The following is a 13,914-nucleotide window of genomic DNA, read 5'->3' as shown; positions in this document are numbered from 1 at the left end:
AAAATCTATAGAAAAACCTAGAGATTCTTAAGGTATGCACCGGAGGGACTGCGATACAGTATAAACATCATCGAAAAGCAATTAACCAAGAAAGAAGGTTAGAACATGCCAACAACACCTGCGACCGCCGAAACGGACAGTGTGCCGATGGCCAAACAAGCCTTTTACGAGACCAAGAGGTTTCGGCAGAATATTCCGCTGTTCCTCATGCTCGTACCGGGGATCCTGTATTACGTGATATTCCGGTATTTTCCTATGGGCGGGCTTGTGATCGCTTTCAAGGATTACAATTTCCGCGATGGCATTTTGTTCAGCCCTTGGGTGGGACTCAAGTATTTCAAGATTTTATTTCAGTCCGACGCTACGCTGCAGATCATCTGGAATACCCTCTCCTTAAGTATTCTGAATCTGATCTTCGGTTTTCCCGCGCCGATCATTATCGCCATCGCGCTGAATGAGGTTCGAAAAAGATGGTTGAAGCGCTGGATTCAAACGATTATTTATCTTCCCCACTTTCTGTCATGGGTCATCGTAGCAGGGCTGGTTCTAACCTTGTTTTCGATCGACGGCGGCACCGTTAACAAGCTGCTGGAGCAATGGGGAATGGAGCCGGTACCGTTTCTGTACCGCATCGAATCCTGGGTTACGATCTTTATCGGCTCCGGGATGTGGAAGGAAATGGGGTTCGGTGCCATTATCTATCTCGCCGCCCTTTCGTCCATTGATCCCAGCTTGTACGAATCCACCGCCTTGGACGGTGCGGGTAAGCTGAGACAGATCTGGCATATTACGCTGCCGGGCCTCCGTCCTACGATTATCCTTCTGCTGATCCTGGGCATGGGTCGCTTGATGGAGGTAGGGTTCGATCAGGTTTACAACTTGCAGAATCCCACAGTCCTGGAAAAAGCCGAGGTCATCAGCACCTATGTGTACAAAGTGGGGCTGCAGAAGGCCCAATTCAGTCTGACCACGGCCATGGGTCTATTCGAGTCCATTGTCGGCTTGGTGCTGCTGTTGTCGGCTAACGCACTGGCCAGGAAATTCGACCAGGGATTATTCTAGCCCATGCTTCCGAAGCGAGTTTTGTACGAAGCTTATCCGGAAAGCAAGGCTCACAAAACTTTTAGGGAGGGGAACTGCATTGAGAGAGTCGGCTAGCGGAAGGGTTTTTTCGGTCTTCGTTCACACGGTTTTAATTATCATTGCACTCACCTGCATCCTGCCTTTCCTGCATTTGATCGCTTTGTCCATAAGCGAAGGGCAGGCAGTGGATCTGGGACAAGTCTTGTTCTGGCCGGTGGGCCTTGATTTCACCGCTTACAAATATTTTTTTCAGAACACGCCAGCCTTGCGGGCGTTTGGCAACAGCGTCATCATCACATTGGGCGGAACGGCGCTTAGCATGCTGACTACGGTTCTGACGGCGTATCCTTTGTCCCGCCGCTATCTGTATGCCCGCAAGCCGCTCACAACGGCCGCGCTGTTTACGATGTTGTTCAGCGGCGGCATGATTCCTACTTATCTGGTGATGAACAATCTGCATTTGACGAACACGTATTGGTCCTTATGGTTCGTTGGGCTGATCAGTACCTATAACATGTTAATCATGAAAAGCTTCTTTGAAAACATTCCGAGTGAAGTGACGGAATCGGCTCAGATTGATGGCTGCGGAGAGACGCATCTGCTTTTGCGCATTATTTTGCCTTTATCTCTGCCCATGCTGGCCACATTGACGTTATTCTACGGCGTTGGTTACTGGAACATGTTCATGAATGTCATTCTTTACATCAATCGGACGGAACTGCAGAATCTCACGGTCATTGTCCAGAGCATGCTGCAGATTCAGAGCATGGACAACATGATGGCGATGGATATCATGCAGCAGCAGGAGTTAATCTCCGAGAAACTGAAGGCGGTAGGTGTAATGGTGATGGTGGTGCCGATGCTGGTGGTATATCCGTTTTTGCAAAAGTATTTCGTTCAAGGGATTATGCTTGGTTCCATTAAAGGTTAGCGGAAACACATCCATTCATTATAGATCATGGGTCGAGAGGAGCTTGTAAATGTTAAAACAAACATCCAAGTGGAACAAAAGGGTCTGGTCATCCGCAGTATTGGCTATCGTGTTGACGGTGGGGGCTGCCGGCTGCAGCCAGCCAAAAGAAGGGGAGGGAAGCGGAGATAAACCCGTCATTACCGTTTCAAACTATGACAGAGGCAATATCCCGGTCGCGGAGGGAACCGTGGAGGAGAATCGCTGGACCAAATGGATTAATGAACATTCTCCGGTGGAGGCCAAGTTTGTGCCCGTGCTCCGGTCGGAATCGACTCAGAAGCTAAATGTGATGTTCGCATCCGGCAGCGCACCGGATATGGTCAATGATTATGATACGGGCTTCCGGGATTCCCTATATCAGCAGAAGCAACTGCTGCCACTGGACGATTATTTGCAGTATGCCCCTGAATATGAAAAATTGCTGGAGAAGTATCCCCAGCTGCGCGAGGTGGGCACCAAGCCGGATGGCAAGCTTTACGAAATCGGCAAAATTAACGAGCCCCATCTGCAAAGCGTGGCGTTTATCCGGGTGGATTGGTTGAAAAAACTGAACCTGGAGGTGCCGAAGACGACCGAAGAGCTGATTACAGTCTTGAAGGCTTTTGTAGAGCAAGATCCTGACGGCAACGGCAAGAAGGATACGTACGGAACGAATATAAGCTATACCTCCGGAGGCATGGTGGATTCCATGTTCGGCTCGAGCGGTTGGGCCATCTCGGCTGACGACAAAATCATCCGCAGCTGGGATAATACGCTGGAGGCGACGAAATTCAAGAAAAGATTGTTCGACGAAAGACTGATCGACCCGGATTACCTGGCAGACACGAATGGCTCCAAAGCTAAGAAGGATTATTTGAATGGCAAGGTAGGCGTATTCCTTCCTCCGCAAATCAACAACTGGTTTGAGAGTACGGTCACCGATATCAAGACCATCAGAAAGATGGTCCCGGATGCGGAAATTGCGCCGATGATGCAGCCTGAGTCCCCTATGGGACAGTTTACCCATCACGTGACCAACCCGATTCAGATGACAACCGTGGTTAACGCCGCAGCAAAAAATCCCAAGGCTGTGATGGAATACATCAACTTTATGCTCCAGCCGGATACAGCGCTGACATTGAGAAAGGGGCTGGAGGGAGAACATTGGAACAAGTCAGCGGACGGTGCGCCCATCGTGATTGATCCCGACAAGAATACGAAGGAAGTGGATTGGGCCGCGGACTACACGATGTTCTATTCACTTCCCCAAAATGAATTTTTGACCTCCGTATCGGCATTTAATGTGGAGGATCCGGATCAGAAGGCGGGGCTGGAAATGATGAAGCAAGCGGACCAGTTCTTGCTCAATCCGGATGCCAAATATCCCGCTCTGAGTCACTACGAGCATATGCCGGTTCTGACAAGCGACTTGGTGGTTATCAGTACCAACGTGAACAAAGAAGTGAGCGACATCATTGTCAAAGGAATCATAGGCGGGTCCAAATATACGGCCGAGCAGGCTATTGCGGATGCTAAAGCAGCCTGGGAGAAAGGCGGCGGCAAGCAGATTGAGGAATACATGAATACGTGGTATCAAGAAAATAAAGACACGGCCTTCCTGGGCGATGATGTACTGGAAATGGTCCGCTCCCAACTAAAGTAAAGTTCGGACGGAGCACGGGGAATAGAATAAGGACTTGGTCCGGTAGAAGCCGGGCCAAGTTTTGTTTTAATTCAGGATGAAAGGGATTACAATCGGATTACATCATCGTTTGGGGGAGGGAGCCAGACTGAATCCGATAAGTTGGCCGGGGAGAATTGCCGGAGAAATGAAGGGCAGCTTCAAGTTGAAGCTGATTGTACTGCTCTCGTGTATGGTCACATTAGCCTTTGCATTAGCGGGGTGGCTGGTCTACCGCTTAAATGTCCAATTGATGGAGGACGAGATCAGCAAGCAGTTCTCCATTGCCAATGAACAGGCTTTGGCCCGATTGGAGCTCACCTTCCAAGAGGTAAGCCAGGTATCCCAATCCATTATACTGAACCCTTCTATAGAAATGTTCGTCACAGAGAGCCTTGATCCCGGAGGGGATCTCTATACGCAATACAAGAACCGTAAGTACGTGGAGGAGCAGCTGATCACGCTGCAAGTGGATACGCCGTCGATTCGTTCCATCTTTCTGTTCAATGAAAATGGAGATTTGGCTATTCGCTCCCAAAATGGGGCGTCAGGGGAACCCGGACCTGAAGAAATGGCCATGTTGATGGGCAAGCTGGAATCGCATCGGGGGAACTTGGTCTGGGGACGGGCCAGTCTGCCTAGTAGTGTCGATCCCGGCGGACGCCGGACGGTGCTAATTGCCGCCAGACGGATGCTCAATGATAAGCTGATCCCGTACGGAACCATGGTGGTGGTCATGGAGGAAAGACTGGTGTCCAAAGTGCTGCGGGATCTTACGGAGAACGGCAACGGTAAGGTACTGCTGCTAGAACCTCTGGAGGGACTGCTCTACGCTAATATGAATCAGGAGGAGACGGAACAACTCATGCGCTTGATCGAAGCCGGCGATCCCCAATATGTCAAGATGAGTGGGGTCACCTATTTATTTGTCCGCCATCGTCTGGAACCGGCAGGCTTCACGTTATATGGAGGGGTTTCTCTGGAGGAAATTCAACGCAAAAACAAAGACATCATCCATATCTTTGTTATTGCCGGAATTGGCGTCGTGCTTCTTAGCGCACTGCTGATTACGATTTCTACCAGAACCTTGCTGAAGCCACTGGCTGATCTGCTGCGGGGGCTGCGCAAATTGCGTTCGGGGGATTTCTCGGCTCGGATTAGTGTCCGTTCCGGCGATGAGCTCGGGTTCATCGGTGAGAGCTTCAACAGCATGGCGGAGCAAGTAAGCACTCTGATCAACAAAGTGTATCTGGCCCAGATCAGCCAGCGGGAATCGGAATTAAAAGCCATTCAGGCGCAATTGAACCCTCATTATCTGCATAACCTGTTCAATGAACTGTATTGGAAGCTGTATAACGACGACCAGGCGGAGGCGGCTCTACTGATCAACGCCATCTCGGAGATGCTGAAGTATTCGCTTAAATCCGTCAAGACCGATACGACGCTGGGAGAAGAACTGCAGCAGATACGGAATTACATTAAGATTCAGACCGAATTGTTTACCGGCCAGATTGAAACGATCATTCAGGCCGAAGAATCGCTTCTAGGTCTGCGGATGATGAGATGCCTGCTGCTGCCGGTGGTGGAAAATGTTTTTGTGCATGCCTTCCGAAATATGGATGAAGACCGGGTGCTCAGGGTGAAGGCGGCTTTACGGGATGGAGCGCTGCATATCGAGGTGGCTGACAACGGCTGCGGCATGGATGACAGCACTTTATATGCTTTGAAGGAAGCTGAGGATGCGCTGTCTGAGAACAACAAAACGGGAATTGGCTTTAAAAGCGTGCTGCGACGCATTGAACTGGTGTATGGGGCTCCTTACGGAGTAGAGATTTCCAGCGTCAAGGGAAAAGGAACGACCGTTCACATCAAGCTTCCCATTCAGACGATCCCGCAAGAGTACTAAGCCTATGCTTTCGAAGCGAGTTTTGCTCGAAGCTTATCATGAGGTAACGCTCACAAAACTTTTAGGAGGGAAATGGATGAAAGCCAAGCTGTTTATCGCCGAGGATCAACCGAATTTTCGCAAAGGATTGCTCAAGCTGGCCGGGAAACGGTCCGCCGAGTGGGTGGTGGCGGGAGAAGCGGCAAATGGCCTGGCCGCTCTGTCTTCGATGGAGCAATGCATCCCGGATTTGCTGTTAACCGATATCCGCATGCCCCATATGGATGGGCTCGCACTGGCCGAGGAAATCAAGGCTCGAGGCTGGGGGACCAAGATTGTGATCATCACGGGATTCAAAGATTTTGCTTACGCCCAGTCCGCCCTCAAGTTTGGAGTGCTGGACTTTATCACGAAACCTTGCGTAGAAGCGGATATATTAAACATGCTCGATCGGACCTATGTACGGCTGATCGAAGAGAATCAGTCCGGGCGGCTGGTGGAGGATTGGAAGCGCCAGCATGAGGACAGCCAGCTTCGCTCAGCGATTATGGGCATGTCCTGCAACAACGGAGAGGTGGAGGTTTTGCTCGGACGGATGAAGGAATGCGAGCTTTACTTTCTTAGCATCCCTACCTATATTTCCTCAGAAAAACATTATTCCGCCCAGGATATGCCGCTATTGCAGTTTGCTCTCGGCAACATTGTCAGGGAGCATTTGCATAAATGGAATGGCGGAGGCTTCCGTTTTTTTTCCTTGAGTTCATCGGAATGGGCTTTATTGGTGGACAGGACGGATTCCCGGCCGGAAATGCCTTCTTCCTGGTTGCAGATCCTCACCGATTCGATTCAGCAGTATCTGAAACTGGCGCTTGCCTGCTGCGGACAAGGACGATGCCGCATGGCGGAGGACCTGCGTCAGGCTTACGAGCGGTATTGCAGCGGGCTGGGCCGGGAGGCGGCCTCTGAGCGCAGTACTGCCTATGAATCTTTACTTAACCAGACGGCACTTTACGAAAAGGAGAAGGAAATCGTATCTTGGCTTATGTCGGGAGACAATGGCCGTTTGAACAAGGAGCTTCTAGATCAAGAGGTGCGGATCAGTAGTATGCCCCTGCAAACCGCTAAAATCGAAGCCCTGCTCCTGGCCACGGCCCTTCTCCGGCTGGTGCAAGTACAGTTTCCTGTATGGCGGATGGCCGCACGTTCCATCGAGTGGGGTTCCGTCTACAAATGCGAGACGCCCGAAGAGATTGTGGCTTGGCTGCAGGGATACATCCATGAATTCCTACTCTCCCATAACAACTGGCTTGCCGGCAAAAAAGATAATCCGGTCAAGCAAGCCATCCGGTTTATCGAAGAGAAATACATGGACGAATGCGGATTGGCTAAGGTGGCGGCGCATGTTCATCTCAACCCCAGCTACTTCAGCAACCTGTTCAAGAAAGAAACTGGCGAAAGCGTCACCGGCTATATCCAAAACCTGCGCGTGCAGAAAGCGAAGATCCTGCTCAAAAGCACCGATATGAAAATTTTCGAAATCGCCCAAGCCATCGGTTTTAACGATTCCAATTACTTCACGCATATGTTCAACAAAGTAGCAGGGCTCTCACCCAAGGAATACCGCAAGCGGACAGCAGAGCCGCCGCAGGGAGTCGCGGATGGATTTTGATGCGAAAGGAGAAGCGCGATATTCGACAAATACAAAAAATCACAAAAAAGTGCTACTCAGACTTCTCCGGGAGAATGACTTGCAGGCTACCTCGATGCCAATGACTTCGAATGAATCCGGCGTAACCATGGGGAGTATTTGGGATCGGTCTGCAACAGGTCTTTATCCATACAGAGCCGTAGAAGCCTTGGAGAATGAGTCAAGAGAGAATAAATGTACTTAATGAAAAGATAAATGAAGCCACCGATCTCTCAAGCTATTCGCAAATTCGAACACATTTCAAGCCTTATTTCGCGGACTCATTTATAAACAAGATTATTCGAAGCAATAGCATTAACAATAACGCCATACTAACAAAAAAGGCCGATATTACCTATAGAAGTACCACCGCGGCGAGAATGCACCAATCGGCTTACTTTGAAAGTGGTCCTAGTAATCTTGAACTCGTTGATCGTTATGTATTCTATAAATTTGTTGATAACCAATGGAAGGTAGACGATGTGAATGTGGGCAGACAAATTATTGAGCCATAATACGATACGAGAGTTGGCCAGATGAATTTAGATGTTATCGAGGAACAAGAACATATTCCGCTTGAAGTCGCTATTTTAGCGGCTTTTTTGTTTTATGGGTACAAGTTCTTATCCCGATTCGAGGACAAGGACTTGTATGATTGCCCAAAAGGACAAGAACATGGTCCAATTACCGATTCGATTAAATTTTATAAACCAGTGTCTAATGATACAAAAGTGTCTACATATAAAAATATTCAAAAGCCTGATGTATCGGGCTTTTTATTAAGGTAGTAGTACGTAAGTTTGCAGAAGGTACATATCATTTGAAGGGAAAAAACCTGAGATTTTGGTTGAGATTATTAAGAAAGCTACAGGAAAATCTGTCGCTGAAATCATTAGTGAACAAGTGTTTAAACTTTTAGGATTTACTCAAAGGTAGTGGAGAATAGAAGGAAAAGAAAACGCTGGTGCAGCGGAGGGACGGGCCAGGTATTTCTTCTATGGAACCATCTATTGAATGATCACCCGTAATGACGATGCATGCATCATATCTGAAGTTTTCGAGACCTCGGCCCATTTTCCTAAACAACAAGAAACCACACCGCATTGTTGCGTGCAACAATTGGGGTGCAGTTCATTTGCAGTCTCCTTTTTTGTTAAGAATGTATAAGATCCGAGAGATCAACCTAGTGAGTAGAGTCCTTTAACAAATATTCCATGTTTAGCATACCCTTAATCCGCTGACTGCTCCGCCGAATGCCGTGATGCCATGCTGGACAATACAAACGCGGCAATGATGGCGATGACTACGCCGAGTGCCGCGAACCAGGTAATGGATGCCAAAGAAACACGGTTAACGATCAGCCCGCCGATTCCTGCACCGACAGCCATGGCAAGCTGCATCATGGAACTGTTCAAGCTCAGCATGACGCCCGAGGATTCAGGAACAAGCGAAACCAGGTTAAATTGCTGCGCCGGAGCGGATGACCAGGCAGCAAAAGACCAGAGGATCAAAATGGCGAATACGGCAATGACCGACTGTCCGACTAAGGATAGCAAAATCAACGAAATGACGTGAAGCACCATCCCTGAAACGAGCGTGTATTTGATGCCCCTTTTATCCGCGGTGTAGCCGCCGACTTTCGAGCCAATCAAACTGGCAACGCCGAACACGAACAGAGCTGCGCTAATCAAAGAATCATTTAAAAGAGTCACCTCTAGCAGAAAAGGGGATATGTAAGTGTAGGCGAGGGAATATCCTCCCAACCAGAAAAAAGTAATCGCTAAAGCAACCAAAACCTGAGGTTTTTTTAACAAAGCAAATTGTTTGATCAAAGGGACAGGCTTGTCGCCCTGCATCCGTGGAAAAACCGCAGCAATGACAAACATGGCGATGACCCCGACAATTGCGATGGCCAGAAATACCGCTTTCCAGCCAAAAGCCGAGGCTACCATTCTGCCGAGCGGGACGCCGATGATGAGCGAAGCGGTGATGCCCATGGTGACGTTGGCGATGGCGCTGGCCTGCTTGCCTGGCGGAGCGATTTTGGCGGCAATGCTGAGCGCGTTAACAGTGACCACCCCGGCGCCTAACGCCGTAATAATTCTGGCGGTAATGAAGAGACCGAAGCCAGACAATATAAATGTAAGTAGATTTGCGGCAATAAAGAGGCCAAGCGAATAAAGGAGGAGCTTACGCCGGTCCATTTTGGCCGTCAGCGCCATCAAAATAGGCGTGCCGACCGCATAGGCCAGGGAATAGACCGTAATGAGCTGGCCTGCTGTCGCGACGCTTGTTCCCAACGTCTCTGCGATCCGGTCCAATATACCGGAAATGATGTAATTGGATGTTCCAACTAAAAAGCTGATCAAGGCTAGAACGTAAACTTTCCATATACTCTTCATAATTCACTCTCCTGATGTGTTTTAAATAACAACCATGTTTTTAAAAAAATATCGAAATATAAAAACAAAGCATTATGACGGTCGGTTTGGATAAATATAGAAAATCCGGACTATGTCATTATTTGAGCATATACTCATATATTGGTTTATTGTAATCATCAAATCAAAGGAGCCCCCAGCTTGTTGACCGACTCCTATAGCATTCCACGAACGATTTAGCCGTCTCTGCAGGCATGTGACCCGCATGGACCGCCATTTAGTAAATTTTCTCTGCCAATTTATAACGCTTCAAATCTCCGAGTACCGCAATGTTTCGGTCAATTCCTCCCGCGAAATCTTGATCTCGGGATCCGAACCGACCCGTGTTCTCGAATAACATCAAAAGAAAGTTGGTGCTCCATCGATACTGACGGTAGTGAAACCGACATGGGTTCTCTCCTCCTTTTAGAAAAGTGGCATTCTGCACTGCAATACAACAGTAGTTGTTTGAACAACACATGTTGTATTTATATGCTATAATATCAACCGAATGGTGCGCAATCATCAATAACCATAAACCGTTGTATAGACAACACCATTTCTATAATGTCGTTTTATTAGGGGAGATCTTAACCATGACAATTAAAAAAAATGAAGCTGATCCTCGAGTGATACGTACACGGCGACTGCTTCAAGACGCTTTTGCTTCATTAATTCAAGATAAGGACTTTGAATCGATAACCGTTAAGGATATTGCAGAGCGGGCTACTGTTAACAGAGCGACTTTTTATGCGCACTTTGTAGATAAATTCGAAATTCTAGAGGCCAGACTAATGGAATCCTTTATGAAAATCATAAATAGTAGAATAAGCGGTCACGAAGTATTAAATGAAGAAACCATTCAGAGTATTTTTCTGGGTGTATGCGATTTTCACAAAGATCTAAGCACGATGTGCAAAAGAAGGTATACATCGCTTGGAGCTGTATTTGAAATTCAAATAAAGGAAAAAATTCAAACGATACTTCTTTCCTTTATAGACAAAGACAAGATGCAATCGAGTCCAAACTCGCAATTCTTAATAAATACAGCTTCTATCATGTTAAGCTGGGGGATGTATGGGGCGGCTTACGTTTGGAACAATGAGGGGCGTCTAATAAGTGCGGAATCATTCGTTAAACAATCTATGCCCTTAGTAATGAACGGAGCCAAAGACCTTATCGTCAGTTAATCCTTGATTGCTCCCTATCAACATCATCACAAAACACCAAAATACAATTGCTGCATATTTGGAAATGGCGTGAATGTCCAGTTGAGACACTCATTCATGTTTTAGCTGGCAAATGGAAGCCCATCATTTTATGGCATTTGATTGAATCCAAGAAGAGGTTCAACGATCTGGAAAAGCTTATACCTGATGTTTCACAAAAAATGCTTTCACAACATCTCCGAGATTTAGAATGGGAGGGTATCGTCGATCGAACGGTCTACTCTGCGATCCCTCCCAAGGTAGAATATTCTCTTAGAGAATACGGCAGAACATTGATTCCGGTAGCAGAAGTCATTTATGCTTGGGGAGAAAATCATAATAAGCGGAAATATGAAGAGTCCGTATCATAAACATGGTTCAATGAACTTGTATACAATTACAATCCACTGAAAGCAAAAGCTGCGACGGGAATTCGGGCAGCTTTTTTTGATGCTTGCTTTTAAGTAAGTACCCTACTTTAAAGTGGGTTCTTAACATCAGTTTGAAGTGATGCTAAGGTTTGAGCTAATCAAATAAGAGGGGTCCGTTGAAGAGGAGGAAAGAACAATGAAAATTATTGTTTTTGGATTTTGCATATATTGGCTTCAATCGCGATCATTGGTCCCGCTTTCGTGCTACCGATCATTCGAAGATCCGCTAGAACAGCGAAGAGAACGCTCGGATAATAAATAGAGAGTCTGCGAATATGCTCGCAAAGCTTGGAGGTTCGTATGATGTGGGAAAAGTTCGGGCTGAAGAACCCTAAAATGATCAACTTTATCTGACAAAGGGTTCTCAGACCGATCCAAATGAACGCGTTTTCTTTGCTGATAAGTTGCGTTCTTGGATAAAGGAAAACATTTAAGGTCTAAGAGGAGCTAATGATAACCCTAATAGGAGATGAACCTGAGATTACATGGGCCTTACTAGAGGATCGGAGAAAAAATAGCCGCTTCGCTAGTTGGCTCCTTTTTGTTTCATTGAAGTATCAGCCAGGTTAGCTGGAAAGGAATGAAGAACTAATTACAAGTTAAGTGTGTCTAACAAATGGCTAATTAAGCGGAATGGGTGGGGATGAACCATTAAGAAACTCTCAAAAAAAGTATTCTTGGTTTCTGTGGTCGGTATATTATCGTTATTTGCTCTAATGTGCTTATTTGGCATCATCTTCTTTGCGGGATTATGGTATAAAGATGTATTTATGTAATTCATCATTGTGTTCTAAGAACAGGAAATGCTTCACTAACGGGTACGATAGCCCGGCGATGGAACTCGCCCAACAAATTGGCCAGACGCATGGGGAAATCCTTCGTTATGGGGCCCTTTATTAAGTATATTCATGCTGGCAATGGACAACGCTTAAGGTTAAGTATTATCTTATGCGGGAGGTCGTCGCTTCTTGAAATTTGAACTAGGACGTTGCTTACTGAATGAACGATTGATGGAATCCGGAAAGTCAGCGGAATGGCTGGCAAAAGACTTGCTTTTTAAACCGGAACGAGTTTACGACTTTATTGAAAACAAAAGAGTGATGCCACTCAAAATTGCCATATCGATCGCCGATTCCATCGGTTGTGATGTTCGTGCCTTGTATGAATTAATTCCGAACGATAATGAAGTAAAAGGAAATTAATGGAATAAGTGGTAGGTTGCATTAAGACTACAAATGTGATCCATTAAGCTGAGCAATGATTATTATAACAATGAATAATCGACATTTTTTTTGATGGGAAATACCCTAGGGAGATGATACACTTAAATACGACATAAACTACATATCATCTCTATTAACAGGGGGAAATCGAAGGATGATTCAGTACTATCGCAACAAAACATGGCTGTGCGCCTTTCTGCTGGCGATTTTTTTGGCAGGACTTTGCATGTTCATGTCAGCAGATTCCGCACAGGCACAGGGGAAGAGCATACCTGTTGAGAAATTAAAAAAGATAAGCAGATTGTCTTTTAATTTAAGGGATACGTATCAGAACTCCTATACGGTTTATATTTACGCTCAAGATGAAAAATCATCAACCTTGACCGAAATGGACTACTGGACCGGAAATAAGCCGGGGGACAAGGAATACACAGGTACATATAAAGCAGCTCTCGTCAAAAAAGGAGCGACGTATGGTACGATACAGTCCGTGAATCTTGGCCTGCATTCGGTTACGCTGCCCCAGACCTGGCATTATACGATTCGAAGCCAAGAAAAGGGCACGCCGGATATTCTGATGATTACAGAATGGGGGACATCTAATTTCAATCTGGCTACCCCTTTCATTATTCGTTCGGGGTCGCTGATGCCCGTGAAGTTCGTCGATCATAAAGGCAAAAAAATGGATAACTACTATCCTGCAGGACGGGAAGACGGTGTTCGCATGCTGTCAGATGCGCGGGTGCAGTTCAAGTTTTACAATAACGCTGTTTTCAAGTATGCCGTTAATACGTTCAAACTTAACGTGAGCAAGCTGGAATTGCGTTTGACAGAGACGCGATACATGGATTATGATCATCCATCCTGGCCAAATTCAGGAATCGGTGACCGCGCTTATCTCGAAAGCCTGAAGGCTGCTGCCAAGACAGGGATTCTTCCCGACCAGCCAGGAATCAAGCTCGGCATGACTCATAAATCGCTCCAAAGTACGCTTAAAAAAGCCAAGCTGCGGGAAAACGGTGAATGGGGTGCATTTTATGTCTATCAGAACTATGCGATAGGCTTCGATTCCTATCTCCATGAGCTGGATTCCAGCTCAAGACTTATGATATTCAACCTTTTTGCCGAAAAGCGAAATTTGTACCCGTCAACAGTTAAATTGTGGCTTGGCAAACCGAATGATGAATTTTTCAATGAGGCTGAGGGCGTGTATGACATGATTTACAACTTTGGTTCAGGCAAGCTGTCATTTCATTACGAGGAAGAGGATGGACAAATCTTCTTGGCAACGATTTATAGATAGTTGGTTGATGAACCGGCCACTCGGAATTATCTGTTCTACAG

Annotated in this window: 12 protein-coding genes; 11 read left to right on the top strand and 1 reads right to left on the bottom strand. The window is 46.7% G+C overall.

The genetic code is table 11. The annotated features are described in order from the left end of the window. The first annotated feature begins 105 nt into the window (after positions 1 to 105). The 7 genes from ACOZB4_RS02585 (at position 106) to ACOZB4_RS02555 (ending at position 8,076) form a co-directional block, all read left to right on the top strand. Positions 106 to 1,062 (top strand): ABC transporter permease, encoded by a 957-nt coding sequence (locus ACOZB4_RS02585; RefSeq protein WP_379415189.1) that lies wholly within the window; start codon positions 106 to 108, stop codon positions 1,060 to 1,062. Between the two features lie 79 nt (positions 1,063 to 1,141). Then, positions 1,142 to 2,014 (top strand): carbohydrate ABC transporter permease, encoded by an 873-nt coding sequence (locus tag ACOZB4_RS02580; RefSeq protein ID WP_213647420.1) that lies wholly within the window; start codon positions 1,142 to 1,144, stop codon positions 2,012 to 2,014. A gap of 49 nt (positions 2,015 to 2,063) precedes the next feature. Beyond that, positions 2,064 to 3,698 (top strand): extracellular solute-binding protein, encoded by a 1,635-nt coding sequence (locus tag ACOZB4_RS02575; RefSeq protein WP_379415192.1) that lies wholly within the window; start codon positions 2,064 to 2,066, stop codon positions 3,696 to 3,698. A gap of 76 nt (positions 3,699 to 3,774) precedes the next feature. Further along, on the top strand, positions 3,775 to 5,622 hold the full coding sequence (locus tag ACOZB4_RS02570; RefSeq protein WP_379415194.1) for a sensor histidine kinase: 1,848 nt from the start codon (positions 3,775 to 3,777) through the stop codon (positions 5,620 to 5,622). A 76-nt stretch (positions 5,623 to 5,698) separates the two neighbouring features. Beyond that, the gene (locus tag ACOZB4_RS02565) at positions 5,699 to 7,270 is read left to right on the top strand and encodes a response regulator transcription factor (protein ID WP_379415197.1); all 1,572 of its coding nucleotides are present in this window, start codon (positions 5,699 to 5,701) and stop codon (positions 7,268 to 7,270) included. A gap of 194 nt (positions 7,271 to 7,464) precedes the next feature. Continuing rightward, positions 7,465 to 7,803, top strand: coding sequence for a hypothetical protein (locus tag ACOZB4_RS02560; protein ID WP_379415199.1), 339 nt, complete (start codon positions 7,465 to 7,467; stop codon positions 7,801 to 7,803). Positions 7,804 to 7,824: 21 nt separating this feature from the next. Next, positions 7,825 to 8,076: a hypothetical protein gene (locus tag ACOZB4_RS02555; protein ID WP_339290011.1), complete on the top strand. Its 252-nt coding sequence runs from the start codon at positions 7,825 to 7,827 to the stop codon at positions 8,074 to 8,076. Positions 8,077 to 8,517: 441 nt separating this feature from the next. Here ACOZB4_RS02555 and ACOZB4_RS02550 read toward each other — a convergent pair whose 3' ends face one another. Next, positions 8,518 to 9,690, bottom strand: a complete 1,173-nt coding sequence (locus ACOZB4_RS02550) for an MFS transporter (protein WP_379415202.1) — start codon at positions 9,688 to 9,690, stop codon at positions 8,518 to 8,520. Positions 9,691 to 10,304: 614 nt separating this feature from the next. Here ACOZB4_RS02550 and ACOZB4_RS02545 point away from each other — a divergent pair. From ACOZB4_RS02545 to ACOZB4_RS02530, 4 genes are all read left to right on the top strand, one after another. Then, positions 10,305 to 10,898, top strand: a complete 594-nt coding sequence (locus ACOZB4_RS02545) for a TetR/AcrR family transcriptional regulator (protein ID WP_379415205.1) — start codon at positions 10,305 to 10,307, stop codon at positions 10,896 to 10,898. Between the two features lie 56 nt (positions 10,899 to 10,954). Then, positions 10,955 to 11,287 (top strand): winged helix-turn-helix transcriptional regulator, encoded by a 333-nt coding sequence (locus ACOZB4_RS02540; protein WP_379415257.1) that lies wholly within the window; start codon positions 10,955 to 10,957, stop codon positions 11,285 to 11,287. 1,028 nt (positions 11,288 to 12,315) lie between these two features. Then, positions 12,316 to 12,549, top strand: coding sequence for an XRE family transcriptional regulator (locus tag ACOZB4_RS02535; RefSeq protein ID WP_339264864.1), 234 nt, complete (start codon positions 12,316 to 12,318; stop codon positions 12,547 to 12,549). A gap of 175 nt (positions 12,550 to 12,724) precedes the next feature. Then, entirely contained in the window at positions 12,725 to 13,873 is a 1,149-nt protein-coding gene (locus ACOZB4_RS02530; RefSeq protein WP_379415208.1) for a hypothetical protein, read from the top strand. Positions 13,874 to 13,914: the final 41 nt, after the last annotated feature.

The sequence above is a fragment of the Paenibacillus sp. NPDC058898 genome, assembly GCF_049316025.1.
Classification (GTDB): domain Bacteria; phylum Bacillota; class Bacilli; order Paenibacillales; family Paenibacillaceae; genus Paenibacillus_AQ.
Note: the sequence above shows the minus strand (reverse complement) of the source record. Positions and strands in the feature narration are given on the sequence as shown.

Coding starts and splice junctions, on each gene's coding strand:
- ACOZB4_RS02550 (WP_379415202.1), bottom strand. CDS start 9,690: ATGAAGAGTATATGGAAAGTTTACGTTCTAGCCTTGATCAGCTTTTTA.
- ACOZB4_RS02560 (WP_379415199.1), top strand. CDS start 7,465: ATGAGTCAAGAGAGAATAAATGTACTTAATGAAAAGATAAATGAAGCC.
- ACOZB4_RS02570 (WP_379415194.1), top strand. CDS start 3,775: ATGAAAGGGATTACAATCGGATTACATCATCGTTTGGGGGAGGGAGCC.
- ACOZB4_RS02545 (WP_379415205.1), top strand. CDS start 10,305: ATGACAATTAAAAAAAATGAAGCTGATCCTCGAGTGATACGTACACGG.
- ACOZB4_RS02565 (WP_379415197.1), top strand. CDS start 5,699: ATGAAAGCCAAGCTGTTTATCGCCGAGGATCAACCGAATTTTCGCAAA.
- ACOZB4_RS02585 (WP_379415189.1), top strand. CDS start 106: ATGCCAACAACACCTGCGACCGCCGAAACGGACAGTGTGCCGATGGCC.
- ACOZB4_RS02530 (WP_379415208.1), top strand. CDS start 12,725: ATGATTCAGTACTATCGCAACAAAACATGGCTGTGCGCCTTTCTGCTG.
- ACOZB4_RS02555 (WP_339290011.1), top strand. CDS start 7,825: ATGAATTTAGATGTTATCGAGGAACAAGAACATATTCCGCTTGAAGTC.
- ACOZB4_RS02575 (WP_379415192.1), top strand. CDS start 2,064: ATGTTAAAACAAACATCCAAGTGGAACAAAAGGGTCTGGTCATCCGCA.